Source organism: Pararhodobacter zhoushanensis, assembly GCF_003990445.1.
In the GTDB taxonomy this organism is placed as follows: domain Bacteria; phylum Pseudomonadota; class Alphaproteobacteria; order Rhodobacterales; family Rhodobacteraceae; genus Pararhodobacter; species Pararhodobacter zhoushanensis.
On record NZ_REEZ01000003.1, the window covers coordinates 324,068 to 349,170 of the forward strand.

Genomic DNA, 25,103 nt, shown 5'->3' on the forward strand with positions numbered 1-25,103 from the left:
GGGCCCCTTGTTCAGTTAGTCGCGCCGCGCGCGAGATCACGCTCAAGCCGGGCGCTGTAGCGCGACAACGAGAAGCAAAAGACGAAATAGATCAGCGCGGCAAAAAGATAGACTTCAATCCCGGCATTCTGCCAGAGCGGATCGGACACCGCCCGCTTGGCCGCCGTCATCAGATCGAAGATGCCGACAACCACCACGATCGAAGTCGCCTTGAAGAAGCCGATGAAGATGTTGACGATGCCGGGAATGACCATCCGCAGGGCTTGCGGCAGGATCACGTCGCGCATGGTCTGGGCGTAGTTGAGCGACAGCGCGGCGGCGGCCTCGTACTGGCCCGCCGGGATGGCTTGCAACCCGCCGCGAATGACCTCGGCCAGATAGGCCGCGCCGAACAGGGTAAAGGCGATCAGCACGCGCAGCAGTTTCGAGATTTGCCAATCGGCGGGCAGAAACAACGGCATCATCACGCTGGCCATGAACAGCACCACCAGCAGCGGCACGCCCCGCGCAAATTCGATCAGCCCGACCGAGGCCGCTTGCAGCATCGGCAATTTGCGCTGCTGCCGTGCCAGCGCCAACAGGATCGCCACGGGAAACGCCATGCCCAGCCCCAGCGTGGACAGGATCAGCGTCACCGGCAGGCCGCCCCATTGGTCATCGGTGACCGATGACAGGCCGAACACACCACCGCGCATCAGCACGATCACGGCCCCCAGAAACACCACCCAGATCAGCGCCAGCGAGGGCCGCCACAACCGGCGTTGCACCGACAACACGTAGAGCACGATCATCAGCACGCAGGCCACGGCCGGGCGCCATTGCTCGGCATAGGGATAGACGCCGAACAGGATCAGCCGCAGCTTGTCGCCGATCACCGCCCAGCACGCGCCAGTCACGCCGGGGGTGCGGCAGGCGTCGCTGGGGGACAGCTCAGCTGTGCCGGTGAACACCGCGTCGAGCAGCGCCCAGTTCAGCAGGTGCCAGCCCGCGAAGGCCAGCAGCGCCAGCATGCCCAGCGTCGCCAGCGTCGCACCGGGGGAATAGAACAGATCCTCGCGCAACCGGTCGTGCCATTGGCGCGGGTCCTGCGGGGCAGGGCGCGGGGTGGCGATGGTGGGGGCAAGAAAGCGGGTCATGTGCGGCTCGCCCAGGCCGTGCGGGTGTTGAGGAAGTTCATCAGGGCGCTGAAGGCCAGCGAGACCACGACAAAGAACGCTGCCAGCACCGCCATCACCTCAACCGCTTGGCCCGTGTCAAACAGCACTGTGTTGCCGATGCCGACGATCTCCTGATAGCCGATCACTACCGCCAGAGAGCTGTTCTTGATCACGCCAATGTATTCGTTCGACAGCGCGGGCAATGCCACCCGGATCGCCTGCGGATAGATCACCGAGCGGCGCACGGTGCGCAGGGGCAGGGCCAGCGCTTCGGTCGCTTCCCACTGGCCGCGCGGCACGGACTGGATCGCGCCCCGGATGATCTCGCCCAGAAAGGTCGCGGTGTAGAGGGTCAGCGCGGCGACAATCGCGATCAGCTCGGGTGACAGCGACCAGCCGCCATTGACGCGGAACCCGGCGACAGCCGGCGTCACCATCTCGGGCGCGCGGCCCAGCAGCAGCCAGGGCAGCGCCATCGCGGCCAGCGTCAGCAACACGAAGACCAACGCGCCCGGATGCCATCGCCCGCCGTGCCGCCGCCAGCGGGCGACGCCCAGCGCGGCGAGCACGCCGGTCAGGGCCGAAGCGAGCCAGAGCATGTCGGGCGCGGGATAGGGCAGAAAGAAGCCCCGGTTGGTGATCAGCGCGCCCATGAAGGGCGCGGTTTCACGCGGCCCGGGCAGGGACAGGGCGACGGCGTAGCACAGCGAGATATGGATCAGCACCGGCACATTGCGCACCAGCTCGATATAGCCCAGACACACGCCGCGCAGCAGCCGGTTGCGTGACAGGCGACCCAGCCCAAGGCCAAGGCCCAGCACCGTTGCCAGCACGATGACCAGCGCGGAAATCTTGAGGGTGTTGAGCCCCCCGGCAATCAGTGCAAGCGCATTGCTGTTCACGCCGGGCGTAAAGGTAAAGGGCGCGTTGGCGATGGCCGTGCGCGCCGGTTCAAACAGAAAGCCAAAGCCGGTTTCGATACCACGGGCGCGCAATTCGGCGCCCGTGATCGCAAAGAGCCAGAACAAGAGCAGCCCGACCGCCGCGAAAACAACTGCTTGCGCGCTTGCTACACGAAGCTTGCTGTGGGATCGGGACTGCGTCATGTCCTGTTTCGCTCAGCGCATCGGGTAGGGGTATTGCTGCCCGCCGTCACGCGCCAGACGGTTCGCGCCCCGGTCTGCACCCGACTGGCCAAAGCTGCGCTCCCACATCTCGCCATAGTTGCCGACCTGCGCGATGATGTCATGCGCCCAGTTGGGCTGCAGCCCCGACGCCTGACCCAGCGTGCCGTCGAGCCCGAGGAAGCGGCGGATGGCCGGGCTGGCCGAGGCGTCAAAACTGTCGACGTTTTCCGAGGTGATCCCCAGCGCCTCGGCGTTCACCATGGCGATATGGGCGTAGCGCGCGATGTCGTACCAGACCGGATCGCCCTTGCGCACCGCGCCGCTGAGCGGCTCGTTGCTGATGATCTCGGGCAGCACGACGTAGTTGGCGCTGTTCTCACCCAGCGAAGCGCGGAAGCTGATCAGCGCCGACTGGTCGATCATGTAGACATCACAGCGGCCGGCAAGGAAGGCCGCGCGCAGTTCCTGGCCTTCGGCGAAGAGCACCGGGGTGAACTCCATCCCGTTGGACGAGAAGAAATCACGCGCGGTCACTTCGCCCGGCCCCTGGATCGAGCAGACATTCGCGCCGTCCAGCTCCATCGCCGAGCTGACACCCAGCGCGGTCGGAACCAGAAAGCCGGTGCCGTCGAAATAGTTGACCGAGGTCATCTGCACGCCCGAATCCGTCTCACGCGACATGGTCCAGGTCAGCTGCGCGAAGAGCAGATCGACTTCGCCGGTCTGCAGCGCGGTCAGGCGCTGCGAGGGCACCAGTGGCACCCAGCGCACGGCATTGGCATCGCCCAGAACGGCAGCGGCCACAGCGCGGCACGAGTCCGCATCCATGCCCTGCATCACGCCCTGTGAATCGGGCAGCGAGAAGCCGAAGCTGCTGCCGATCACGCCGCAGGCCAGCTCGCCGCGTTCGCGCACGGCGTCCAGCGTGGGCGAGCCTTCTTGCGCAGCAGCGGTGCTGACCGACGCCAGAAGTGCCGCCCCGGCAAGCCCGTAGATCCCGGCGCGGTGGTAGGTGGTGGTAACTTTCATTGAGTGATCCCTCCCGAATGAGGCCTTCAGCGCGGCGGGTGCCGTGACTGAGGGCGTGTTGGACTCTTCGTCAAGTTTCTACATTTTGTCGAAAGTTCACATGGAATTTCACATCCGTCAACAAAAATTCAACAAATCGACCAATGCGGTCGGGTAACTTCACCCTTTGTCGAGATAGTTGTAGATCGTGTGCCGGGTGACCCCCAGCCGCTCGGCTGCCATTTCGACGCTGGAGCGCACCAGAAACAGCCCGCGATCATTCATCAGCCGCACCGCCTGCGCGCGCTCGTCTTTGGTCAACGCGCCAGTGGTCGCGGCGACGCTGGCGATGCTCTCTTCGATGATGCTGTGCACCATCACATCGACCGAGGGGCTTTCGTCGGGCTTCGGCGCAGGCTCGTCTATCGGGGCAAACAACCCTTCGATCAGCCCGCGCAATTGCAGCAGCCGGCTGCGGTCGGCATTGGCGCAGAGCGCGGCAAAGGCGCGGCCGTCCTGATTGCGAAACATCAGGCTGAGCGAGTCCAGCTCGCGCCCGTCGGGCAGGCGGGTGCGGTAATCGGCGACGACGGTGCAGGCCTCATTCGCGTCGCCATTCTCGATCAGCGCTTTCAGCCCCTTGTCGTCGAATGGCCCTGAAAAGATCGCACTGCCCACGCCACGGCCGCTGATCCGGCCATTGGCGATGGCGACGACCGAACTGTCTGGATGGGACAGATCATGCAGCACCAGCTCCAGATCGGGGCCGAGCAGCGCGCCGGTATGGTTGACCACCCATTTCAGGGTCGACAGGACAAGGGCGCATTCACGCGGGGTCGAGGGTACAATCACAGGGCCGGGCCTTTGTTGCAGGGTCATGGGGTCATCGCAACGATCATAGACACTTCCACGGGTAAGTTCATCGGCAATGCGGGGGTGGCGACCGCGGCGCGGGCGTGGCGTCCGGCATCGCCCAGAATGGCGACCAGCAGCTCTGAGGCCCCGTTGATCACCAGATGCTGGCTGAAGAAACCGGGGGCCGAGGCGACATAGCCGGTCAGGTTGAGAACCGCCTCGATCCGCGACAGTTCGCCGATCTCGGCCTTGATTGCCGCCAGCGCGTTCAGGGCGGTCAGGTGCGCGGCCTCGATCCCCTGTTCCAGCGTCACGTCTTCGCCCAGCCGCCCGGTGATTGTGGGCGCGCCGTCCCTGATCGGGCCTTGGCCGGACAGATAGAGCAACCCGTTATGCACCCGCGCCGGGACATACGCAGCCAGCGGCCCCTGTGCCATGGGCAAGGTCAGGCCCAAGGCGGCGAGCGTGTCTTCAGGGGTCATGGCTGGTTTCCTGCGATGGCGATCAGGGCCGCGCAGCAGGCGTCGAGATCGGCTTGGGTATTGTAGATATGCGGCGCGATCCGCAGCAGCGCGCCACGCGCGCTGAGCTTGATGCCGCGTTTGGCCAGATCGGCGGCCCAGCGTTCGGGGTCGAGCACCTTGACGGCGACCAGCCCGGCAGCGGCATCGCGGGGGGTGACCACCTCGAAACCGGCGGCACGCAGCTGATCCGCCAGCGTGCGTTGCAACAGGGCCACCCGCTCGAAGATCGCCTCCCAGCCAAGGCCGGTCAGATATTTCAACGCCGCCTCAAGCGCGGCAAGGCCGGGGTAGTTCACATGCGAGGGTTGCAGCAGTTTCGAGGGCGCAAGATTGGCATAGCCGCGCTGCTGCGGTGCCATCTGGGCACGCAGCAAGGGTGAGGTCACGCTCAGGCCCAGCCCGAAACCGGCCATCGTCCATTTGAAGAACGAGGTGACGTAGAGATCGGCCAGCGCCGCATCGACCGGCACCGCGCCAACCGCGTGCACGCCGTCCACCACCAGCACCACGCCCGCCGTGCGGCAGGCTGTGGACAGCGCGGCCAGATCGACCCGCGTGCCGGTTTCCCAATGCACATGCGACACGGCGACATAGCGCGCGCCAGGCAGGGCGGCGATCAGCCGGGCCGTTCGGTCGCGCTCATCGGGAATGTCGATCAGATCCAGCACCGCGCCGCGCGCGTCCAGCCCCTGCGCGACCGCCAGCACCGAAGGGAATTCGTCCGCCGCCAGCACCACCCGGTCGCCAGCCGCCACTGGCACCGCCTGCATCGCGCGGTTCAGCACGTCGGTGCTGCCGGAACCGAAATCGAGCCAGTCAGGCGAGACGCCGAGCAGCGCCGCCAGCTCGCCCTCAACCCGGGTGCGCATCGCCATCCATTCGGGGCGTCCGTCAAAGCCCCGGCTCTGCATCTCGTCATAGAAACGCGCCGCGGCGGCACCGGTGCCGGGCGCGGCCAGCCCGGTCGCGCCGCTGTCGAGATAGGTGCACTGCGCCAGATAGGGGAAATCCCGGCGCAGTGCCGCGATGGTTGAGTCGTTGAACATTTGTCCCCCTTGCCCTGAGCAGGCCTTGGGGGACAGATTTACACAGACCGTAGAGTAAATCTACAGAAAGTAGATGTCGGCTTCAGAGGTCGAGCATCCGGGGCAGGGCGCTGAGAATTTCCGGCCCGTCCTTGCGCAGTACGACGATCTCTTCCAGCCGCACGCCAAAGCGCCCGGCCAGATAGATCCCCGGCTCGATCGAGAACACATTGCCCTCTTCCAGCACGGTTTCGCTGGTCGCCGTGATATAAGGGCCTTCGTGCACGTCGATGCCCAACCCGTGACCGGTGCGGTGCACAAATTTGGGACCATAGCCCGCCGCCTCGATCACACCACGCGCGGCGGCGTCAACCTCGCGCGCCTTGACGCCCGGACGCGCCGCCGCCATCGCTGCCTTGACCGCGTGATCCACCGTGGCGCGGATCGTGCGGTATTCGTCAGGCTCGGTGCCGAACCAGAAACTGCGCGTCATGTCCGAGGGATAGCCGCCGATCCGGCAGCCGGTGTCGATCAGCACGGCCATGTTGTCTTCGAGCACCGCATCGCTGGTGTGGTGATGCGGGAAGGCGCCGTTCGCGCCAAAGCCGATGATGGTAAACTCGGGCTGTGCGCCATGGGCCTTATAGTAGTCGTGGATGATCGCCTGCACGTCACGCTCGGTCATGCCGACTTTCAGCTGCGCCATCGCGGCGCGCACTGCGTCATCGTTCAGCCGGGCCGAGGCGATCAGGGCCTCGACTTCGGCGGCGTCCTTGTGGCCGCGCAACCGGCCCACAGTGTCAGCAGTGAACCGGCGGCGCGGGCTGTCGAGCGCATCGAGCACCAGAAGCGCGAAGTCGGCGCGCATGGTTTCGTCCAGCACGACCGACAGGCCGGGCCGGGTTGCGCCCGCCTGGGTCAGGATGTCGGTCAGTGCCTGCGCGGGGCCATCGGCATCGCCCCAGCTGTGGAAAGGCAGCGCGGTGTTCTGGCGGGCGGCGTCTGCATTCAGCGCGGGCATCAGGAACCCGGCGTAGTCCTGCGACACGATCACCAGCACCGGGCGCTCATCGCCATGCGGGTCAACGCCGGTGAGCCACAGCATATGGCTCGACGGCCCCAGAATGCACAGGTCGGTGTCGGTCTTGGCCATCTCGGCGCGCAGAGCGCGCAGGCGGGTGTCGTGGATGCTCATGGGGGCCTCATTCGTGGAACGGGAAGGGCCGCCCGCACGGGTGGCGGGCGGCCCGGAAAGCGTCAGCGCGGGGCCGGGTTATTCGGCTTTTTCGACCAGACGGTAGTAAACGAAGTCCGAGGTCGCGCCATTCACATAACCGGTGACGTCATGCGCCATCGCGACCTGATACGCCGCCTGGAACATGATGACGATGGGCGAGTTTTCCTGCACCTGACGCTGCAGGTCCAGATACATCTCCTGACGCGCTGCCGGGTCTGCTTCGGTCAGCGCGGCCGTGGTCAGGTCGTTCATTTCCTGCGGCACGGCCCACGAGTTGCGCCAGGTGGTCGTGGCAGCATAGGCGTCCTGGCTGTTGTCGCTGTTATAGGCGAAGGCCTTGGCGTTCGAATGCGGGTCCATGAAGTCCGGGCCCCAATAGAGCAGCATCGCCTGATGGCTGCGCTCGCGGTAGCGGGTGATGACCTGGCTGCCGCTGCCCGGCAGGATTTCAAAGTTGATCCCGGCTTCGGCAAAGCTGGCCTGCAGCGATTGCGCCATATCGGTGAAGGGCGCGGCGTTGATCACATCCAGCGTGACGGTGATCGGCAGGTCCACACCGGCGTCGGACAGGATCTGCTCGGCACGCTCGGGGTCATAAGTATAGGGCGTGTCGTTCAGCGCGCCGGGGAAACCATTGGGCCAGAACGCCTGATGCACTTCCATCTGACCGGCGAGGAAGCTGTCGACCATGCCCTCATAGTTCACCAGATAGCGGGCGGCCTGCCACACGGCGGGGTTGGTCAGCTGTTCGTCGGCTTGGTTGAACGACAGGAAGTGGACGGCGGCCTGCGGGAAGGTTTCGACCGTCAGGGCGTCGGTGTCCAGACCGGCGATCTGGTCGGGCGTCAGGTTGCGCGCCATGTCGACGTCGCCCTGTTCCAGCAGCAGCTGCTGCGTGGCGGATTCCGAGACGTGGCGAATGATCACGCTGTCAATTGCCGGGGCGCCGTTGAAATAGGCGTCATTGGCTTGCAGACGGATCAGTTCAGCCGGGCGGAACATGCGCAGCGAGAACGGGCCGGTGCCGGCCGAGTTCGCGTTGAGCCAGGCGTTGCCCAGATCGTCGCCCTCAGCGTGCTCCATCACCGTCACTTCGTCAACGATGGACGCCGGACGCGCGGCCAGCACGTTCATCACGAAGGCAGGCGAGAAATCACCGGCGTAGCGGATGGTCACGGTGCCGTCGCCGGCGGTGATCATCTCGGCCACGTTTTCGGGCGTCCAGCCCAGCTGGGTCAGGATGAAGGCGGGCGTCAGGTTCAGCTGAACCACGCGCGACAGCGAGAAGACGACATCCTCGGGGCGGACCGGGTTGCCCGAGTGGAACGTCACCCCGTCACGCAGGGTGAAGGTGATGGTCTTGGCCTCGGCGTCGATCTCCCACGACGACGCAAGGCCGGGGGCCAGCGTGGTGGTGTCGGCGGCGTCATATTGCACCAGACGGTCATAGACGTTGGTGACCAGCTCACCCGAGGTGAACTCATAGGCCTGCGCCGGGTCGATGGCGACGATATCGTCGATGTTCTGGGCAACGACCAGCGTGTCGGCGGGCGTATCGGCCAGCGCGGGCAGGGGCATGGCCAGCACTGCGGCAAGCAGGGCGGGGCGGATAAGGGACATCAGGATAACCTCCGGGGTTGGGTCAGGTGTTGATATTGGCCGGGATCATTTCCGGCAGGCGAGACGACCGCCCGCTCTGCAAGACCGACAGTGTGCCGGTCCACAGGATGCGTGCAGGTGCATCGGTCGTATTGGCCCAGGAATGGGGGGTCGAGCCGCTGTAATGCAGGCTGTCCCCCGTCCTGAGGGTGAAGGTTTCGCCACCCAGCATCTGGGTGACCGCACCTTCTAGGATGAAGATGATCTCTTCGCCCTCATGCGAGGTGACTTCGGATTCAAAGCCCGGCGGGACGTGCAGTATGTAGGACGACAGCCCGGCACCCGGAAAGCTGGCGCCAAGCGTCTCGTATCCCAGCGCCGAGGTGTCGATGGAGAATTGCGGCCGCTCACCGGCGCGGGTCAGCTGATCGGCGGGGCGGGTTGCGCCGATGAAATGCTCCAGTCCCACGTCCAATCCCTGCGCGATCTGCGCCAGCGTGCCCAGCGACGGCGTGGCCAGCCCGCGCTCGACCTGACTGAGGAAACCGGGCGACAAACCGGCCTCGTCGCAGAGCGCCTGCAGGGTCAGGCCCAGCTGCTTGCGCCGCCGCCTGATATGCGCGCCAAGGTTCGGGTCGGTCTTGGGTTTGGGTCGGGCCATAGGGATTCGCTGTGTCCGTCCATCAAAATTTTTTTGATTTAAGCAAAGTTTTTTGCTAGAGCCAAGAAAATTGTTGCACGCTTTGCTGGAAACTGCCGACAGTCACCGGACGCTTTCAGACCCAGCGATCCAGAACAGGAGCCCCATGAAACCTCAACGCAGAGGCCCGTCCGCATGGTCCCGTCACCTTCGATCCGTGCTTGGATTCGCGGTGATTCTGGCGCTCACCTTTCTGGGCTTGCTGGCCATCACGTTCTTCATTGGCCGCATCATTCCGATTGATCCGGTGCTCGCCGTTGTCGGCGACCGCGCCACCAACGCCCAGTACGAGGCCGCGCGCATCGCCATGGGGCTGGACCAGCCGCTGCCGATGCAGTTCATCGCCTATGTCGGCGACGTGTTCAGCGGCGATCTGGGGCGCTCGGTCTCGACCAACCGCGAGGTTTCGACCGACCTGATCCGCGTGTTCCCGGCCACGCTGGAAATGGCGACCATCGGCATCATCATCGGCGTGCTGTTGGGTGTGCCGCTGGGTGTGCTGGCAGCGATCAAGCGCGGAAAGATCACCGACCAGCTGATCCGGGTGTTTGCGCTGTTGGGCTATTCGGTGCCCGCCTTCTGGCTGGGGCTTGTCGGTCTGGCGCTGTTCTATGCGGGTCTGGGCTGGGTTGCCGGACCGGGGCGCGTGGACATCTATTATGAGGGGCTGGTCGATCCGGTCACCGGCCTGTTGCTGGTCGACAGTCTGCTGGCGGGCGAGCCGGAGGTTTTCTTCAGCGCCCTGTCGCACATCATCCTGCCCGCCACGATCCTTGGCTTCTTCTCGCTCGCCTATATCGCGCGGATGACGCGCAGCTTCATGCTGGACCAGTTGGGGCAGGAATACGTCACCACCGCACGGGTCAAGGGTGTGTCGGAATGGCGGGTGATCTGGGTGCATGCTTTCGGCACAATCCGTGTGCCGCTGATTACCGTGATCGGCCTCAGCTATGCCGCCCTGCTCGAAGGCTCGGTGATGATCGAGACGGTGTTCAGCTGGCCCGGCATCGGCAACTACCTGACCACGGCGCTGTTCAACGCGGACATGAACGCCGTGCTCGGTGCGACGCTGGTCATCGGGGCGGTGTTCATCGTCATCAACAAACTGTCGGACGTGCTCTACCGCGTCCTTGATCCGCGGAGCCGCTCATGACCCTGACAACCTGGTTGACGGATGATGCCCCGGCCTCGCGCCTGCAGGCCAATCTGGGCCGCGCCTATGACGTGACCCGCCGCTTGCTGCGCAACCCGCTGGCGGCGCTGGGCGTGGCGATCCTGACCGTGCTGATCGTCTGCGCTGCCTTCGCGCCGTGGATCGCGCCCTATTCGCCCATCGGGCAGGATCTGGGCGCGCGGCTGATGCCGCCCTCGGCAACCAACTGGATGGGCACGGACGAGCTGGGCCGCGATATCTTTTCCCGGGTCGTGCATGGCGCGCGCCTGACGCTGCTGATCGTCGGTATGGTCGCGGTGATCTCGGCGCCCTTGGGTCTGATCCTTGGCGCGGTGTCGGGCTATTTCGGTGGCTGGACGGACCGGGTGCTGATGGGGATCACCGACGTGTTCTTGTCGATGCCCAAACTGATCCTTGCGCTGGCCTTTGTCGCCGCTCTGGGGCCGGGGATCGAAAACGCGATCATCGCCATCGCGATCACCGCCTGGCCACCCTATGCCCGCCTCGCGCGGGCCGAGACGCTGACTTTCCGCAACTCTGAATTCGTGCAGGCCGTGCGGCTGGCCGGGGCAAGCCATATGCGCGTCATCGGGCTGCACATCCTGCCGCTGTGCACCTCGTCCACCATCATCCGCGTGACGCTGGACATGGCCGGGATCATCCTGACCGCTGCCGGTCTGGGCTTTCTGGGCCTTGGTGCGCAGCCGCCACTGCCGGAATGGGGTGCGATGATCTCGCGCGGGCGCAGTTTCATTCTGGATCAATGGTGGGTCGCCACCATGCCGGGCTTTGCCATCATTCTGGTGTCGCTGGGTTTTTGCTTTCTGGGTGACGGGCTGCGCGACGTGCTGGACCCCAAGAGCGGGGATAAATCATGAGCGCGCCGCTGCTTGAGGTCGAAAACCTCACCGTCACCTTTCCCACCCCCAGTGGGCCGGTCAATGTGGTCGATGGCGTCAGCCTGACGCTGGGAACCGAGCGGCTGGGCATCGTGGGCGAAAGCGGCTCGGGCAAGTCGATGACCGGCCGCGCGATCCTTGGCCTGATCCGCCCGCCGGGGCGCGTGACGGCGGACAAGCTGGCGTTCGAGGGCACCGAGCTGCAAAGCCTGAGCGCCCGCCAGATGCGCAAGATCCGCGGCGCGCGGATCTCGATGGTGATGCAGGATCCGAAATTCTCGCTCAACCCGGTGATGACCGTGGGCCGCCAGATCGCCGAAGCCCTGCGCACGCACGAAAACCTGCCGCGCCGCGATGTGAAGGCGCGGGTGGCCGAGATGCTGCACTCGGTGCGCATCACCGATCCTGAGCGGGTCATGGGCCTGTACCCGCACGAGGTATCCGGCGGCATGGGGCAGCGCATCATGATCGCCATGATGCTGATCCCCCGCCCGCGCATCCTGATCGCGGACGAGCCAACCAGCGCGCTGGATGTGTCCGTGCAGGGGCAGGTGCTGGACCTGATCGACGATCTGGTGCGCGACAACGGCATGGGTCTGCTGCTCGTCAGCCACGATCTGCATCTGGTCGGACGCTATTGCGACCGGGTGATGGTGATGAACGCCGGGCGCGTGGTCGAAACGCTGGACGCCAGGAACCTGCACGCCGCCCAGCACCCTTACACCAAGGGCCTGCTCGCCGCCGTCCCCCGGATGAACGAAACGCGCGAGGTTCTGCCGACCCTCGACCGCAGCCAATGGGCCGCCACATGACCGCGATCCACCTTCAAGACCTCGACATCTACTACGGCGAAAGCCGCGCTGTGCAGGGGGTTAACCTCGACGTCGCCTCGGGCGAGAGCTTTGCGCTGGTCGGCGAAAGCGGCTCGGGCAAGTCCACGATCCTCAAGGCGATCATGGGGCTGGCCCCGGACTGGACCGGCACCATCGAAGTGGACGGCGCAGCCCGCAGCCACGGCACCGACCGCGCATTTTCGGCGCATTGCCAGATGGTGTTTCAAGACCCTTACGGCTCTCTCCACCCGCGCAAGACCATCGACGCGGCGCTGGCCGAGCCGCTCTTGATCCACGGCAAGCCCAACCGCGACAAACGGGTGGTCGAGCTGCTGGCCGAAGTGGGCCTCGACGCGCGCTTCCGCTTCCGTTTTCCGCACCAGCTGTCGGGCGGTCAGCGTCAGCGCGTCGCCATCGCGCGCGCTCTGGCGCTTGAGCCCAAACTTCTCTTGCTGGATGAACCCACCAGCGCGCTGGATGTGTCCATTCAGGCCGAGATCCTGAACCTTCTCAAACGGCTGCGGCGCGAGCGGGGGCTGACCTATCTGATGGTCACGCACAACCTGCCCGTCGTGTCTTTCATGTGCGACCGGCTGGCGGTGATGCGCCACGGCAAGATTGTCGAGACCGCTGACGTCGCCACCCTGCGCTCGGGCCAGTTCGACAGTGCCTATGCGCGCGACCTCTATCGCCTGAGCGAACCTGACCAAACGGAGCAGACCCCATGACCCCCACCGCCACTTTCACCGCCGCTCTTGAACAGGCGACCACCCGGACCGAGGCCTTCGAGGCGCTGGGCCGTCTGGTTGCCGACACGCTGGGCATCAAGCTGGTCACCGTGATGACCATGGACTTCACCGCCGGTGTCGCGCGGCGCGCCTATACCAGCCATCCGGTTGAATACCCGGTGTCGGGTGACAAGCCGATCCGCCGCGATGGGTGGTTCGATCAGGTGCATGGCCGTGGCCAGCCTTTCGTCGCCAACACCATCGAGGACATCGCGAAGGTGTTCCCCGACGCCGACACGATTGCCTCGCTTGGCTGTGCCTCGGTGGTGAATATTCCGGTGCGCGTACAGGGGCAGATCCTTGGTACGCTGAACATGCTGGACGTTGCTGGCTATTTTGACCCGGCCACCGTCGCCCGCTGCGAAGAACTGCTGCGCCTGCCGGCGACGGCGTGCTTCCTGCTGCCCGCCTGATGCGCTGAGCCGCGCGGGGCAGGGGGAAGCCTTGCCCCGCGGCGATGAAACTTTGCTGATTTGCAATTCGCATCTTCACATCTGCGGTGTCTTTGCAAATTTTCTTGTTTTTCCTTCCCTTGCTGCGCGTGCAAACGTAGATTGCGTCTCACATCCGAGGAGGCGTTGATGAAGGACATTCTGCAAGAGCTTGAGACCCGTCGCCAGACCGCCCGTATGGGCGGTGGTCAGCGGCGCATCGACGCGCAGCATGCCAAGGGCAAGCTCACCGCGCGCGAGCGGATCGAGCTGCTGCTCGACGAGGACTCTTTCGAAGAGTTCGACATGTTCGTCGCCCATCGCTGCACCGATTTCGACATGCAGCAGGACCGGCCCGCCGGGGATGGCGTGGTGACGGGGTGGGGCACGGTTAATGGCCGCATGGTCTATGTCTTCAGTCAGGATTTCACCGTCTTTGGTGGCTCGCTTTCGGAAACCCACGCGCAAAAGATCTGCAAGATCATGGATATGGCGATCCAGAACGGCGCGCCGGTCATCGGGTTGAACGACTCGGGCGGCGCGCGCATTCAGGAAGGCGTGGCCTCGCTTGCCGGCTATGCCGACGTGTTCCAGCGCAACATCATGGCCTCGGGCGTGGTGCCGCAGATCAGCGTGATCATGGGGCCCTGTGCCGGTGGCGCGGTCTACAGCCCGGCGATGACCGACTTCATCTTCATGGTGCGCGACAGCTCGTATATGTTCGTGACCGGCCCCGATGTGGTCAAGACGGTGACGAACGAGATCGTCACCGCGGAAGAGCTGGGTGGGGCCTCGACCCACACCCGGAAGTCTTCGGTTGCCGATGGCGCGTTCGAGAATGACGTCGAGGCGCTGGCCGAAGTGCGCCGTCTGATCGACTTCCTGCCGCTCAACAATCGCGAAAAAGCGCCGGTCCGTCCGTTCTTTGACGATCAGAACCGCATCGAAGCCAGCCTCGACACGCTGATCCCCGACAATCCCAACACGCCCTATGACATGAAGGAGCTGATCCTCAAAGTCGCGGACGAGGGGGATTTTTACGAGATCCAGGCCGATTTCGCCAAGAACATCATCACCGGCTTCATCCGCATCGAAGGTCAGAGCGTCGGCGTCGTGGCCAACCAGCCGATGGTGCTGGCCGGGTGCCTGGACATAGACTCCAGCCGCAAGGCCGCGCGCTTTGTGCGTTTTTGCGACGCGTTCGAAATCCCGATCCTGACGCTGGTCGACGTGCCCGGCTTCCTGCCCGGCACCGGCCAGGAATTCGGCGGGGTTATCAAGCACGGCGCGAAGCTGCTCTTTGCCTATGGTGAAGCGACGGTGCCGAAAGTCACGGTGATCACGCGCAAAGCCTATGGCGGCGCCTATGACGTCATGGCCTCCAAACATCTGCGCGGGGATTTCAACTATGCCTGGCCCACCGCCGAGATCGCGGTGATGGGGGCCAAGGGCGCGGTCGAGATCCTTTACCGCAGCGAATTGGCCGACAAAGACAAGATCGCAGCGCGCACCAAGGACTATGAGGATCGCTTCGCGAACCCCTTTGTCGCGGCCGAGAAAGGCTTTATCGACGAGGTGATCCAGCCCCGTTCGACCCGCCGCCGTGTCGCCCGTGCCTTTGCCAGTCTGCGCAATAAAAAGCTGACAAATCCCTGGAAAAAGCACGACAACATCCCGCTTTGACGGCGGGATGGCCTTACCAGCGGCTGCTATATTCCCGCTGGTTTGCGCTAGATGTTGTTTTTTGAACCCTGTCTCACCCGCGCCTTGGTGCGCCAAAACCACAGAACGCCTTGCAAGCCCCCATGTTTGAACACAAAAACTGGATTTGGCCCTTTGGATGGGTTATGGTCGCGAACAGCGCAACCGCCGTGGTTTGTGCAAATAAGAGCATCCGGCGCTTGGGGGCTTCCCGGCGACCGGACCGAAACGAGAGCAGGAGTAACGCATGTCCAAGTTTACCATCGCCGCCTTCGCGGGCGTCGTCGGCCTGTCGTTCCTGGCCGGTTGCAACCAGAACCGCCAAGAAGAATTCGTCATGGTCGAGCCCGCGCCCGAGCCGATTTACGTCGAGCCGGTCACGCCGAAATACCGTTGATTTCACGCCTTCGGGCGTAATGCGCCGGGCGGGGCCGCTTTTGGCCCCGCCCGTTCGCGTCCTGAACACTCTGTCCGCAATTCACATGGGGGGTGCCTCGTGCTGAAGCATCGCGGTTTTCCCGGGCGTTTGCCCAGCACCGACTTCCAATTCACCATCCGACGCGCCAACGTCAAGGAAGGGGCCTCGCCCCTGATCGAGCGCAAGCGCTTCAAGGATCGCCGCCCCGCAGACCGGCGGGCCGACACCGGCTTTATGGCAGCACTTTGGGAGCATTTCGGCGAAGAGCCGTTCGAGCGTGGCAATCTGGACGCCGGACGTCTGTCGTGGCTGTTTGGCCGCGAGGTCGTGCCCGCCGAAGATCCCTTCGATCCCAAAAGCTATGAAGCCCTGCTCCGGATCAACGTCGAGCAGGCGCGCATCTCTTTCCCCGAAATCTTCGACGAGGACGCCGAAGACTTCGACTGGGAGGATGACGACGAATGATCATCATCGCTGTGCACACACTTTTGGGGGCCCTGACGGGGCAGGGGGACTGAGCATGTTCAAGAAAATCCTGATCGCCAACCGGGGTGAAATCGCCTGCCGGGTCATCAAGTCGGCGCAGAAGATGGGCATCAAGACCGTCGCGATCTATTCGGACGCCGACCGCAATGCCTTGCATGTGAAGATGGCCGACGAGGCCATCCACATCGGCCCGTCGCCCGCCAACCAGTCCTATATCGTCATCGACAAGGTGATGGAGGCGGTGCGCAAATCGGGTGCCGAGGCCGTGCATCCGGGCTACGGCTTTCTGTCCGAGAACATGAAATTCGCCGAGGCGCTGGAGAAAGAGGGCGTGGTTTTCGTCGGCCCCCCCAGCCCCGCGATCGAGGCGATGGGCGACAAGATCACCTCGAAGAAACTGGCGATGGAAGCCGGGGTCAGCACGGTGCCGGGCTATATGGGCCTGATCGCCGATGCCGAAGAAGCCGTGACGATCTCGAACCAGATCGGTTATCCGGTGATGATCAAGGCCAGCGCCGGCGGCGGCGGCAAGGGCATGCGCATCGCGTGGTCCGAGTCCGAGGTCAAGGAAGGCTTTGAGTCCTCAAAGAACGAAGCGGCCAACAGCTTTGGCGATGACCGGATTTTCATCGAGAAATTCGTGACGCAACCGCGTCACATCGAAATTCAGGTGCTGGCCGACAAGCACGGCAACACCGTCTATCTGCACGAGCGCGAATGCTCGATCCAGCGCCGCAACCAGAAAGTCATCGAAGAGGCGCCCTCGCCGTTCCTCGATGAAGCGACCCGCAAGGCGATGGGCGAGCAGGCCTGCGCGCTGGCCAGAGCTGTGGGCTATACCAGCGCCGGGACGGTGGAATTCATCGTCGATGGTGAGCGGAATTTCTATTTCCTTGAGATGAACACCCGCCTGCAGGTAGAACATCCGGTGACCGAGCTGATCACCGGCGTGGATCTTGTCGAACAGATGATCCGCGTCGCGAATGGTGAGGAACTGCCGTTCAAACAGGAAGATCTGAAGATCAACGGCTGGGCGATGGAAAGCCGCCTTTACGCTGAAGACCCCTACCGCAACTTCCTGCCCTCGATCGGTCGCCTGACCCGCTATCGCCCGCCGGTTGAGGGTGCGACCCCGCGCGGCGGCATCGTGCGCAACGATACCGGCGTGTTCGAGGGTGGCGAGATCTCGATGTACTACGACCCGATGATCGCCAAGCTGTGCACCTGGGGCAAGGACCGCGCCTCGGCCATCGAGGAAATGAGCCTGGCGCTGGACACGTTCGAGGTTGAGGGCATCGGCCACAATCTGCCGTTCTGCTCGGCTGTGATGGACCACCCGCGCTTTGTCTCGGGCGAGATCACCACCGCCTTTATCGCCGAGGAATTCCCCGAAGGCTTCACCGGTGTGGCCTTGCCCGACGCCATGCTGCGCCGGGTTGCGGCAGCGGCGGCGGCTATGAACCGTGTGGGTGAAATCCGCCGCACGCGCATCTCGGGCCGGATGGACAACCACGAGCGGCATGTCGGTGACGATTGGGTGGTGACGCTGCAAGGTGTTGATTTCCCGGTCGCAATCAACGCCGACAAGGGCGGCGCGACCATCGCCTTTGCCGATGGTCAGGCAATGCGGGTTGAATCGGACTGGGTGCCGGGTCAGCAGCTGGCGCGCGTGCTGGTGGATGGCACGCCTCTGGTGCTCAAGGTCGGGCGGATCAGCGGCGGCTTCCGTCTGCGGCTGCGCGGCGCGGACCTGAAGGTGCATGTGCGCACCCCGCGTCAGGCCGAACTGGCGCGCCTGATGCCCGAAAAGCAGCCCGCCGATACCTCGAAACTGCTGCTCTGCCCGATGCCTGGCCTGATCGTCAAACTGAACGTGGCTGAGGGCGAAGAGGTGTTCGAGGGGCAGGCGCTGTGCACCGTCGAGGCGATGAAGATGGAAAACATCCTGCGTGCCGAGAAGAAGGGCATCATCAAGAAGATCAACGCCACCGTCGGCGGCTCGATGGCCGTGGACGACGTGATCATGGAGTTCGAGTGACCGCCAGCCCCGCCCCTTACCGGCCTGCCGGCCGGCGTTCGAGCATTTCGTCGCGCCGCAGCGGGAAGTGGTCGATGGCCGAGGCAATCTCGCGCACGCTGCGCGGGGCGGGGCGGCGTTGCTTGATCTCGCCGTCTTTCTCGATGATGGCCAGCATGAACCCGTGCGGCCGCAGCCGCAGCCGCAACGGGCTGCCCGACGCGCGGTCGCTGTCGAACATCACGACCACGTCGCGCAGCGCCAGCTCGGCGGCCCGTTCGCGGATGTCGCGCATCTGGCGCTGGAACGCGGGGTCGTTGGGCGTGTCGGCCAAGACGGCGACGATGCGCGCTTCCCACAGGAAACTCTCGGGGTCGATCCCGGCCGCGTCGAGAATGCGCAGCTCTGCCACCGGCGCTTCGGTGTCGAGCGCAAGGTCTGACGGCGTGGGGGTGATCAGCACCTCTTGCGCAAAGACGGGTGCGGCGGTGAGGCTCAACAGCAGCGCGTACAAGGCAAATTTCATCGGCGGCGGGTCTCCCTTCCGCTCTGATATAGGCGTTCGCGCCGACAATACACCCGTGACCGAACCGATTTCGCCCCGGCCCCTGTCGGCGGCGGCCTGACGAACCAAAGGAACGCACCATGTCCCACAACGACAAGATGGCCGCTTGGGAAGCGCTGGCGGCGAAAGAGCTCAAGGGCAAGCCCGTTGAGGATCTGACCTGGAACACGCTTGAGGGCATTCCGGTCAAGCCGCTCTATACCGAGGCCGATCTTGAGGGGCTTGAGCACCTCGGCTCGACCCCCGGGTCCGCCCCCTTCACGCGCGGCCCGCGCGCCACGATGTATGCCGGGCGTCCGTGGACGATCCGGCAGTACGCGGGCTTCTCGACGGCTGAGGAATCCAACAACTTCTACCGCAAAGCGCTGGCCGCCGGGCAGCAGGGCGTCTCGGTCGCCTTCGATCTGGCGACGCACCGCGGCTATGACAGCGACCATCCGCGCGTTGAGGGCGATGTCGGCAAGGCCGGGGTGGCGATTGACAGCGTCGAGGACATGAAGATCCTGTTCGACGGCATCCCGCTGGATAAGGTCAGCGTGTCGATGACGATGAACGGCGCGGTGATCCCGATTCTGGCGAATTTCATCGTGACGGGCGAAGAACAGGGCGTGGACCGCAAGTTGCTGTCGGGGACCATTCAGAACGACGTTCTGAAAGAGTTCATGGTCCGCAACACCTATATCTATCCGCCCGAGCCCTCGATGCGGATCATCGCGGATATCATCGAATACACCGCCGCCGAGATGCCCAAGTTCAACTCGATCTCGATTTCCGGCTATCACATGCAGGAAGCCGGGGCCAATCTGGTGCAGGAGCTGGCCTTCACGCTGGCTGACGGTCGCGAATACGTCCGCACGGCGATTGCACGCGGGATGGATGTGGATGCCTTCGCCGGGCGGCTGTCGTTCTTCTTTGCCATCGGCATGAACTTCTTCATGGAAGCATCCAAGCTGCGGGCCGCGCGGCTGCTGTGGCACCGGATCATGACCGAGTTCGGTGCCAAGAAACCCGGCTCGCTGATGCTGCGCACCCATTGCCAGACCTCGGGCGTGTCGCTGCAAGAGCAAGACCCCTACAACAACGTGGTGCGCACCGCCTATGAGGCGATGGCGGCGGCACTGGGGGGGACGCAGTCGCTGCACACCAACGCGCTGGATGAAGCTATCGCGCTGCCCACCGAATTCAGCGCCCGGATCGCCCGCAACACGCAGTTGATCCTGCAGGAAGAAACCGGCGTTACCCGCGTCGTCGATCCTCTGGCCGGTTCGTACTATGTTGAAAAACTGACAGCCGACCTGGCTGAAGCCGCGTGGGAACTGATCTGCGAGGTTGAAGAACTGGGAGGCATGACCAAGGCCGTCGCCAGCGGCATGCCCAAGCTCAGGATCGAGGAATCCGCCGCGCGGCGTCAGGCGATGATCGACCGGGGCGAAGAGGTGATCGTCGGGGTCAACAAATACCGGCTGGGTAAGGAAGACCCGATCGACATTCTGGACATCGACAACGTCAAGGTGCGCGACGGGCAGATCACCCGTCTCGCCGCCATGCGCGCCAGCCGTGACGAAGCCGCCTGTCAGGCCGCTCTGGCCGAGGTCGAGCGTCGGGCCAAAGAGGGTGGCAACCTGCTGGCCGCCGCCGTCGATGCCGCCCGGGCACGGGCCAGCGTAGGGGAAATCAGCATGAGCATGGAAAAGGTGTTTGGCCGTCACCGCGCCGAGGTGAAGACCCTCGCCGGTGTCTACGGTGCCGCCTATGAGGGCGACGACGGTTTCGCCGCCATCCAGCGCGACGTCGAGGCCTTCGCCGAGGACGAAGGCCGCCGCCCGCGCATGCTGGTGGTCAAGATGGGGCAGGACGGCCACGACCGGGGCGCCAAGGTCATCGCCACCGCCTTTGCCGATATCGGCTTTGACGTCGATGTGGGGCCGCTGTTCCAGACCCCCGAAGAAGCCGCACAGGATGCGATCGACAATGACGTGCACGTCATTGGAATCAGCTCTCAGGCGGCGGGGCACAAAACCCTTGCTCCCAAGCTGATCGCCGCGCTCAAGGCGGCCGGTGCGGGCGATATTCTGGTGATCTGCGGCGGGGTGATTCCCCATCAGGACTATGAATTCCTGTATCAGAACGGGGTTAAGGCCATTTTCGGCCCGGGAACCAACATTCCGAACGCGGCTCGCGACATCCTTCACTTGATCAGACAGGCGCGTTCCTGATAGGCAAGGGCACGAACCTGCGACATTTGGTTGCAACCCCGGGGAGGGGGGAGCGACCCCAAGGGGCGGTCAGGAGGATGACCGCCCCTTTCTTTATGCGCCGACCCCGCGCAGACTGCCGGTGCAGCACGTAGGGAGTTCTCATGACATCGAAACGACCCGTGATCGCCGCCTCGATGGCTTTAGGCATGCTCTGGTCGCTGGGGCTGGTCTGGCTGGGCCGCGGGCCGGGCGATCCGGTCAACAGCATCGCCTTGGGGCTGATGCCCGGCGGGCTGATCATGGCCGCGATGATCGGGCGGCTGGCGCAGCGGCGTTTCTTTGACGACGCGATCATTGACGGCCAACCCTTTGCCACCGGCTCAGGAGCCGAAATCGACCAGCGCGTCCTGAGTAACACCGCCGAGCAACTGGTGCTTGCCGCCGCGCTCTGGCCCTTTGCGGGTTGGGTGCTGGGCTGGGGCTTGCTGCCCGTGCTGGGCGTCAGTTTTGCTCTGACGCGGGTGCTGTTCTGGCTGGGGTATCACCTGTCACCCCCCTTGCGGGGCCTCGGTTTTGCCGCCAGTTTCTACCCCAGCGTGGTGGCCGTGCTCTGGGCACTGGTCGCGCTGTCCTGAGGACTCCTATGGCACTCTTCGATCATCTCGCCGTCGCTTGTGGCTCGCTTGCGGCGGACGCTCCGACCATCGAGGCCCTGCTCGGCGTCCCATTGGAGCCGGGCGGCAAGCATGCCCAGATGGGCACGCATAACCGGCTGTTATCGCTGGGCGAGGGGGAATATTTCGAGCTGATCGCCATCGACCCCGAGGGTCAGACCCCCGACCGCCCGCGCTGGTTTGCGATGGACAGTTTCGACGGCCCGCCCGCCGTGCGCAACTGGATCCTGCGCTGTGACGACATGGCCGAGACATTGGCACAGGCGCCAATGGGCACCGGCACGCCGGTCCCGTTTCGCCGCGACGCGCTGACCTGGGAATTTGCCCTGCCAGACAGCGGCGTGCTGCCCTTCGACAATTGCGCCCCGGCGCTGATCGCCTGGGGGCCGGGTGTGCCGCATCCGAGCACACGCCTGCCTGATCGCGGTGTGCGGCTGGTGGCGCTGACGCTCAGCCACCCGCGCGCCTCGGTCTTGCAGGCGGCGCTGGCACCGCTGATCGACGATCCTCGGGTCACAGTGATTACGGGGGCGCCGGGGATCTCGGCGACCTTCGATACACCAAGTGGGCGCAAGACGCTGTGATGATCCGGCCCGCCGTTCCCGGCGATGCGCCGGCCATCGCGGGTTTCTGGAACCCGTTGATTCGCGACACAGTGGTGACCTTTTCGCCGCTTGAACGCTCGCCCGACGAGATCATCGCGATGATCACACAGAAGCAGGTCTTTGTCGTCGCCGACCCGGGCGACGGCCCGGTGGGTTTTGCCACCTACGCGCAATTCCGCAGCGGTCCCGGCTATGCCTTTGCGCAGGAACACACCATCATCCTGTCGCCTCAAGCCAACGGCAAGGGCGTGGGCCGGGCGCTGATGGCGGCGATCGAGGGGATCGCGCGCGACCACGGCCACCGTGCCATGATCGCCGGGGTCAGTGGCTCGAACCCGGCAGGCATCGCGTTTCACGCGGCGATTGGCTATTTGGAGGTCGGCCGCCTGCCGCAGGTCGGCTGGAAACTGGGCAGCTGGCACGATCTTGTGCTGATGCAGAAAATGTTGTGATCGTCGCATGTTCAAACCGCGCGCGCGCGGCTAGAATGATCGCATGTCACTCTGGACCCGGATCACCGATGCAATTGAGGCTCTGCGCACGGGCGAACCGCTCAGCGCCGTGTTTGACCGCCTGCGCCAGCGCCCTGAGCGCACGGTCGCCTTTACCATCGGTGTGATCGCGCTGGGGGCCAAGCTGGCCAAGGCTGACGGCACCGTCACAAAGGGTGAGGTCGCGGCTTTCCGCGCCGTGTTCACCATCCCGCCCGAAGATGAACCCAGCGCCGCCCGCGTCTTCAATCTGGCGCGGCAGGACGTGGCCGGGTTTGACGCCTATGCGCGCAAGATCGCCGGGCTCTTTCCGCCGGATGATCCGGTGCTGCGCGATCTGATGGAGGGGCTGTTCCACATCGCGCTGGCCGATGGGGATTTCCATCCGGCCGAGGATGCGTTCCTGCGCGAGGTTGCCGGCATCTTCGGGCTGGGTGAGGCGTATTATCGCTCGATGCAGGCGCGGTTTGTGCCGGGTGCCAGCCCCGACCCACTGGATCTGCTGGAACTGCCACAGGATGCCACGCTGGATCAGGCCCGCGCCGCGTTCCGGCGCATGGTGCGCGAAACACACCCCGATCAGCTGCGCGCGCGGGGGGTGCCGGACGAAGCGGTGCGTCTGGCCGAAGAGCGGCTCAAGGCGCTCAACAGCGCCTGGGAAGAGGTGCAGCAACGACACGCGGCCTGAAGGGGAGGGGATCATGCACACACGCGCGATGATACTGGCACTGCTGGTCAGTCTGGGCACACCGGCCGTGGCGCAGGAGGCGGACGAACCCGGGCGGCTGGATCAGCTGTTTTCCGACATGCTGGGTGCGATTGACCCGTGGATGCGTGAACTGAGCGCTATGCTGGGCGATCTGTCCGGCTGGCACGCGCCCGAGGTGCTGCCCAACGGCGATATTCTCATCCGCCGCCGGCACGAGGATCAAGCGCCTTCAGAGCCTTCCGTCGAGGGTTCGGACGGCAGCTTGGAGCTGTGATTGCGCGCAACGCGCAGGTTGGTGGTCACGCCCAAGGTCTTGGCCAATGCCGCAAAGCGCTGTGCGGCAACCTCGCCGAAGAGATCCTTGCGCTCGGGTTGCAGGATCAGCTCCAGCACCTTTTTCTTGGGGAAGTAGCGTAGCTCACCTGCCGCTTGCGGTCCGGCCAGCGAGAACATCGCGCCAAAGCGCATGGCCTTGCCCAGCATGATCGCGTGGCGGATTTCTTCTTCGTCCAACAGAGTCAGCAACGGCGTGATCCGGCTGTCCGCGCCCGGCGATTTATAGCGGTTCATCAGCGCCAGACCTAAGTAGACCCGGCCCTTGTGATCCAGCCCGCCCAGATTGGCCCGCGTCGCCGTGTCAAAACAGCTTTCCGACCGGTAATCGGGGTGCGCGCGCCAATTCACATCATGCAGCAGGCAGGCCGCTTTGATCAGGCGCAGCCGCTCGTCCGAGACATTGCGGTACAGCGGCATCAGGAATTCATACAGCGCACGCCCAAAGCCCGGCATCCGCGCGTTGGTCGATTCCAGATGGCGACCGGCCTCGATCAACGGATCGCGGGCGCGCAACTCGTCGGGCATCTGTTCGAACAGGATGCCTTCACGGATGCCATAGCTTGAAATGAAGATCTCTTTGGGCCGGAAGATCGTCAGCATCTGGCGCAGCACCACTGTCGCCAATGGCACCAGCGCGATGCGCTCGGGTGAGGTGCCGGTCTTGTTGCGCAGGGTTTTCAGATCCTGCGTCGCCAGCCAGTCGATGGTCTTGCGGATCGACTTGGGCGTCATCTGGTATTCATGCAGCACGGTCAGCGGATAGCCGCGCCGCTCCATGTCCAGCCGGGCGAGGGCCCGCCACGACCCGCCGACCAGATAGAGCGCGTGGTGATCGGCGCCGACCTCTTCGCGCAGCTGTTTCAGCGTCTTGGAAATATGGTCGTGCAGACCCTTCTTGCCACCGGTGACCTGTTGCAGCCGGAACGGCCCCAGCGCCGAACTGACACGGCGGCCCACGGTGTTGTCGCCGATCTCGGCCAGCTCCATCGACGAGCCGCCGATGTCGCACACCAGCCCCCGTGCGCCGGGCCAGCCCAGCAGCACGCCCTGCGCCGACAGCCGGGCCTCTTCGGTGCCGGGGATGATCATCATCTCGATGCCGGTGGCGGCCTCGACCTCGGCCTTGAAGTCTTCGCCGTCCTCGGCCTCGCGCACGGCGGCGGTGGCCACCACCGTCATGCTGGTCAGCGCCATGTCGTCGGCCAGCAGTGCAAAGCGCTTGATCGCCGCCAGCGCGCGGGCGCGGCCTTCGGCGTTCAGGCGTCCGGTATCGGTTAGCCCACGGCCCAGACCGCACAGGATCTTTTCGTTGAAGAAATACGCAGGCGAGCGGGCAGCACCGTCAAACACCACCATCCGCACCGAGTTCGAGCCCACGTCGATCACCCCCACCCGGTCAAGGTGGCGCATGGCGTCATCGTCAAACAGGGGTGTCCCGCCGAAATAGCCACGGACGGGGGTCGGGGTGGTCATGGGTTCGTTACCGTCTTCCATGGCCTTCCTCTTCGATCTGGGGCGGCTGCTTGCATTTAGTCGGCGCTGCGGC

General features: G+C 64.6%; 26 protein-coding genes. 15 read left to right on the top strand and 11 right to left on the bottom strand.

Annotated features, from left to right (window positions below; translation table 11 throughout):
* Positions 1–11: 11 nt before the first annotated feature.
* The 9 genes from EAE28_RS09700 to EAE28_RS09740 form a co-directional block, all read right to left on the bottom strand.
* Positions 12–1,136, bottom strand: coding sequence for an amino acid ABC transporter permease (locus EAE28_RS09700; protein WP_127105649.1), 1,125 nt, complete (start codon positions 1,134–1,136; stop codon positions 12–14).
* Positions 1,133–2,263 carry an ABC transporter permease subunit gene (locus EAE28_RS09705; RefSeq protein ID WP_127105650.1) on the bottom strand — a complete coding sequence of 377 codons (1,131 nt, stop codon included), beginning with the start codon at positions 2,261–2,263 and terminating at the stop codon, positions 1,133–1,135. The genes EAE28_RS09700 and EAE28_RS09705 overlap by 4 nt, the downstream gene beginning before the upstream one ends.
* A gap of 12 nt (positions 2,264–2,275) precedes the next feature.
* On the bottom strand, positions 2,276–3,313 hold the full coding sequence (locus tag EAE28_RS09710) for an amino acid ABC transporter substrate-binding protein (protein WP_127105651.1): 1,038 nt from the start codon (positions 3,311–3,313) through the stop codon (positions 2,276–2,278).
* A 159-nt stretch (positions 3,314–3,472) separates the two neighbouring features.
* Positions 3,473–4,171, bottom strand: a complete 699-nt coding sequence (locus tag EAE28_RS09715; protein WP_127105652.1) for a helix-turn-helix transcriptional regulator — start codon at positions 4,169–4,171, stop codon at positions 3,473–3,475.
* Positions 4,168–4,629 (bottom strand): RidA family protein, encoded by a 462-nt coding sequence (locus EAE28_RS09720; protein ID WP_127105653.1) that lies wholly within the window; start codon positions 4,627–4,629, stop codon positions 4,168–4,170. Before EAE28_RS09720 ends, EAE28_RS09715 begins: the two co-directional genes overlap by 4 nt.
* Positions 4,626–5,717 (bottom strand): aminotransferase class V-fold PLP-dependent enzyme, encoded by a 1,092-nt coding sequence (locus tag EAE28_RS09725; RefSeq protein ID WP_127105654.1) that lies wholly within the window; start codon positions 5,715–5,717, stop codon positions 4,626–4,628. Before EAE28_RS09725 ends, EAE28_RS09720 begins: the two co-directional genes overlap by 4 nt.
* Positions 5,718–5,799: 82 nt before the next feature.
* Complete coding sequence (locus EAE28_RS09730) at positions 5,800–6,891, bottom strand: M24 family metallopeptidase (RefSeq protein WP_127105655.1); 1,092 nt, start codon at positions 6,889–6,891, stop codon at positions 5,800–5,802.
* Between the two features lie 78 nt (positions 6,892–6,969).
* Positions 6,970–8,553 (bottom strand): ABC transporter substrate-binding protein, encoded by a 1,584-nt coding sequence (locus EAE28_RS09735; RefSeq protein ID WP_127105656.1) that lies wholly within the window; start codon positions 8,551–8,553, stop codon positions 6,970–6,972.
* A 22-nt stretch (positions 8,554–8,575) separates the two neighbouring features.
* Positions 8,576–9,193, bottom strand: coding sequence for a helix-turn-helix domain-containing protein (locus EAE28_RS09740; protein ID WP_127105657.1), 618 nt, complete (start codon positions 9,191–9,193; stop codon positions 8,576–8,578).
* 145 nt (positions 9,194–9,338) lie between these two features.
* Here EAE28_RS09740 and EAE28_RS09745 point away from each other — a divergent pair, with 145 nt between their 5' ends.
* The 9 genes from EAE28_RS09745 (at position 9,339) to EAE28_RS09780 (ending at position 18,000) form a co-directional block, all read left to right on the top strand.
* Entirely contained in the window at positions 9,339–10,385 is a 1,047-nt protein-coding gene (locus EAE28_RS09745; RefSeq protein ID WP_127105658.1) for an ABC transporter permease, read from the top strand.
* Positions 10,382–11,284: an ABC transporter permease gene (locus tag EAE28_RS09750; RefSeq protein WP_127105659.1), complete on the top strand. Its 903-nt coding sequence runs from the start codon at positions 10,382–10,384 to the stop codon at positions 11,282–11,284. The genes EAE28_RS09745 and EAE28_RS09750 overlap by 4 nt, the downstream gene beginning before the upstream one ends.
* Positions 11,278–12,117: an ABC transporter ATP-binding protein gene (locus tag EAE28_RS09755; protein ID WP_246022330.1), complete on the top strand. Its 840-nt coding sequence runs from the start codon at positions 11,278–11,280 to the stop codon at positions 12,115–12,117. The genes EAE28_RS09750 and EAE28_RS09755 overlap by 7 nt, the downstream gene beginning before the upstream one ends.
* Entirely contained in the window at positions 12,114–12,866 is a 753-nt protein-coding gene (locus EAE28_RS09760) for an ABC transporter ATP-binding protein (RefSeq protein ID WP_127105661.1), read from the top strand. Before EAE28_RS09755 ends, EAE28_RS09760 begins: the two co-directional genes overlap by 4 nt.
* A complete protein-coding gene (locus tag EAE28_RS09765; protein ID WP_127105662.1) occupies positions 12,863–13,339 on the top strand; it encodes a GAF domain-containing protein in 477 nt (158 codons plus the stop codon). Before EAE28_RS09760 ends, EAE28_RS09765 begins: the two co-directional genes overlap by 4 nt.
* 168 nt (positions 13,340–13,507) lie before the next feature.
* Positions 13,508–15,040, top strand: a complete 1,533-nt coding sequence (locus EAE28_RS09770) for an acyl-CoA carboxylase subunit beta (RefSeq protein ID WP_127105663.1) — start codon at positions 13,508–13,510, stop codon at positions 15,038–15,040.
* Positions 15,041–15,305: 265 nt separating this feature from the next.
* Positions 15,306–15,455, top strand: a complete 150-nt coding sequence (locus EAE28_RS23715; RefSeq protein ID WP_164736600.1) for a hypothetical protein — start codon at positions 15,306–15,308, stop codon at positions 15,453–15,455.
* A gap of 99 nt (positions 15,456–15,554) precedes the next feature.
* The gene (locus EAE28_RS09775) at positions 15,555–15,941 is read left to right on the top strand and encodes a hypothetical protein (RefSeq protein WP_127105664.1); all 387 of its coding nucleotides are present in this window, start codon (positions 15,555–15,557) and stop codon (positions 15,939–15,941) included.
* 55 nt (positions 15,942–15,996) lie between these two features.
* Positions 15,997–18,000, top strand: coding sequence for an acetyl-CoA carboxylase biotin carboxylase subunit (locus EAE28_RS09780; RefSeq protein WP_127105665.1), 2,004 nt, complete (start codon positions 15,997–15,999; stop codon positions 17,998–18,000).
* 16 nt (positions 18,001–18,016) lie between these two features.
* On the opposite strand, the gene EAE28_RS09785 is transcribed toward EAE28_RS09780, so the two are convergent.
* Entirely contained in the window at positions 18,017–18,505 is a 489-nt protein-coding gene (locus tag EAE28_RS09785) for a DUF4174 domain-containing protein (protein ID WP_127105666.1), read from the bottom strand.
* A 119-nt stretch (positions 18,506–18,624) separates the two neighbouring features.
* On the opposite strand from EAE28_RS09785, the gene scpA reads away from it, so the two are divergent.
* From scpA to EAE28_RS09815, 6 genes are all read left to right on the top strand, one after another.
* A complete protein-coding gene (gene scpA, locus EAE28_RS09790) occupies positions 18,625–20,760 on the top strand; it encodes a methylmalonyl-CoA mutase (RefSeq protein WP_127105667.1) in 2,136 nt (711 codons plus the stop codon).
* A 143-nt stretch (positions 20,761–20,903) separates the two neighbouring features.
* Complete coding sequence (locus EAE28_RS09795; protein WP_127105668.1) at positions 20,904–21,377, top strand: MAPEG family protein; 474 nt, start codon at positions 20,904–20,906, stop codon at positions 21,375–21,377.
* An 8-nt stretch (positions 21,378–21,385) separates the two neighbouring features.
* Positions 21,386–22,000 carry a VOC family protein gene (locus EAE28_RS09800; protein WP_127105669.1) on the top strand — a complete coding sequence of 205 codons (615 nt, stop codon included), beginning with the start codon at positions 21,386–21,388 and terminating at the stop codon, positions 21,998–22,000.
* Positions 22,000–22,473, top strand: a complete 474-nt coding sequence (locus EAE28_RS09805; RefSeq protein WP_127105670.1) for a GNAT family N-acetyltransferase — start codon at positions 22,000–22,002, stop codon at positions 22,471–22,473. Before EAE28_RS09800 ends, EAE28_RS09805 begins: the two co-directional genes overlap by 1 nt.
* Before the next feature lie 43 nt (positions 22,474–22,516).
* A complete protein-coding gene (locus tag EAE28_RS09810; RefSeq protein ID WP_127105671.1) occupies positions 22,517–23,200 on the top strand; it encodes a molecular chaperone DjiA in 684 nt (227 codons plus the stop codon).
* Between the two features lie 13 nt (positions 23,201–23,213).
* Positions 23,214–23,495: a hypothetical protein gene (locus tag EAE28_RS09815; RefSeq protein ID WP_127105672.1), complete on the top strand. Its 282-nt coding sequence runs from the start codon at positions 23,214–23,216 to the stop codon at positions 23,493–23,495.
* Here EAE28_RS09815 and EAE28_RS09820 read toward each other — a convergent pair.
* Positions 23,441–25,051 carry a Ppx/GppA family phosphatase gene (locus tag EAE28_RS09820; RefSeq protein WP_425466767.1) on the bottom strand — a complete coding sequence of 537 codons (1,611 nt, stop codon included), beginning with the start codon at positions 25,049–25,051 and terminating at the stop codon, positions 23,441–23,443. The genes EAE28_RS09815 and EAE28_RS09820 overlap by 55 nt on opposite strands.
* Positions 25,052–25,103 lie beyond the last annotated feature (52 nt).

Coding starts and splice junctions, on each gene's coding strand:
- EAE28_RS09805 (WP_127105670.1), top strand. CDS start 22,000: ATGATCCGGCCCGCCGTTCCCGGCGATGCGCCGGCCATCGCGGGTTTC.
- EAE28_RS09820 (WP_425466767.1), bottom strand. CDS start 25,051: ATGGAAGACGGTAACGAACCCATGACCACCCCGACCCCCGTCCGTGGC.
- EAE28_RS09780 (WP_127105665.1), top strand. CDS start 15,997: ATGTTCAAGAAAATCCTGATCGCCAACCGGGGTGAAATCGCCTGCCGG.
- EAE28_RS09760 (WP_127105661.1), top strand. CDS start 12,114: ATGACCGCGATCCACCTTCAAGACCTCGACATCTACTACGGCGAAAGC.
- EAE28_RS09810 (WP_127105671.1), top strand. CDS start 22,517: ATGTCACTCTGGACCCGGATCACCGATGCAATTGAGGCTCTGCGCACG.
- scpA (WP_127105667.1), top strand. CDS start 18,625: ATGTCCCACAACGACAAGATGGCCGCTTGGGAAGCGCTGGCGGCGAAA.
- EAE28_RS09715 (WP_127105652.1), bottom strand. CDS start 4,171: ATGACCCTGCAACAAAGGCCCGGCCCTGTGATTGTACCCTCGACCCCG.
- EAE28_RS09800 (WP_127105669.1), top strand. CDS start 21,386: ATGGCACTCTTCGATCATCTCGCCGTCGCTTGTGGCTCGCTTGCGGCG.
- EAE28_RS09735 (WP_127105656.1), bottom strand. CDS start 8,553: ATGTCCCTTATCCGCCCCGCCCTGCTTGCCGCAGTGCTGGCCATGCCC.
- EAE28_RS09795 (WP_127105668.1), top strand. CDS start 20,904: ATGACATCGAAACGACCCGTGATCGCCGCCTCGATGGCTTTAGGCATG.
- EAE28_RS09740 (WP_127105657.1), bottom strand. CDS start 9,193: ATGGCCCGACCCAAACCCAAGACCGACCCGAACCTTGGCGCGCATATC.
- EAE28_RS23715 (WP_164736600.1), top strand. CDS start 15,306: ATGTCCAAGTTTACCATCGCCGCCTTCGCGGGCGTCGTCGGCCTGTCG.
- EAE28_RS09725 (WP_127105654.1), bottom strand. CDS start 5,717: ATGTTCAACGACTCAACCATCGCGGCACTGCGCCGGGATTTCCCCTAT.
- EAE28_RS09700 (WP_127105649.1), bottom strand. CDS start 1,136: ATGACCCGCTTTCTTGCCCCCACCATCGCCACCCCGCGCCCTGCCCCG.
- EAE28_RS09770 (WP_127105663.1), top strand. CDS start 13,508: ATGAAGGACATTCTGCAAGAGCTTGAGACCCGTCGCCAGACCGCCCGT.
- EAE28_RS09710 (WP_127105651.1), bottom strand. CDS start 3,313: ATGAAAGTTACCACCACCTACCACCGCGCCGGGATCTACGGGCTTGCC.
- EAE28_RS09705 (WP_127105650.1), bottom strand. CDS start 2,263: ATGACGCAGTCCCGATCCCACAGCAAGCTTCGTGTAGCAAGCGCGCAA.
- EAE28_RS09765 (WP_127105662.1), top strand. CDS start 12,863: ATGACCCCCACCGCCACTTTCACCGCCGCTCTTGAACAGGCGACCACC.
- EAE28_RS09785 (WP_127105666.1), bottom strand. CDS start 18,505: ATGAAATTTGCCTTGTACGCGCTGCTGTTGAGCCTCACCGCCGCACCC.
- EAE28_RS09720 (WP_127105653.1), bottom strand. CDS start 4,629: ATGACCCCTGAAGACACGCTCGCCGCCTTGGGCCTGACCTTGCCCATG.
- EAE28_RS09745 (WP_127105658.1), top strand. CDS start 9,339: ATGAAACCTCAACGCAGAGGCCCGTCCGCATGGTCCCGTCACCTTCGA.
- EAE28_RS09815 (WP_127105672.1), top strand. CDS start 23,214: ATGCACACACGCGCGATGATACTGGCACTGCTGGTCAGTCTGGGCACA.
- EAE28_RS09750 (WP_127105659.1), top strand. CDS start 10,382: ATGACCCTGACAACCTGGTTGACGGATGATGCCCCGGCCTCGCGCCTG.
- EAE28_RS09730 (WP_127105655.1), bottom strand. CDS start 6,891: ATGAGCATCCACGACACCCGCCTGCGCGCTCTGCGCGCCGAGATGGCC.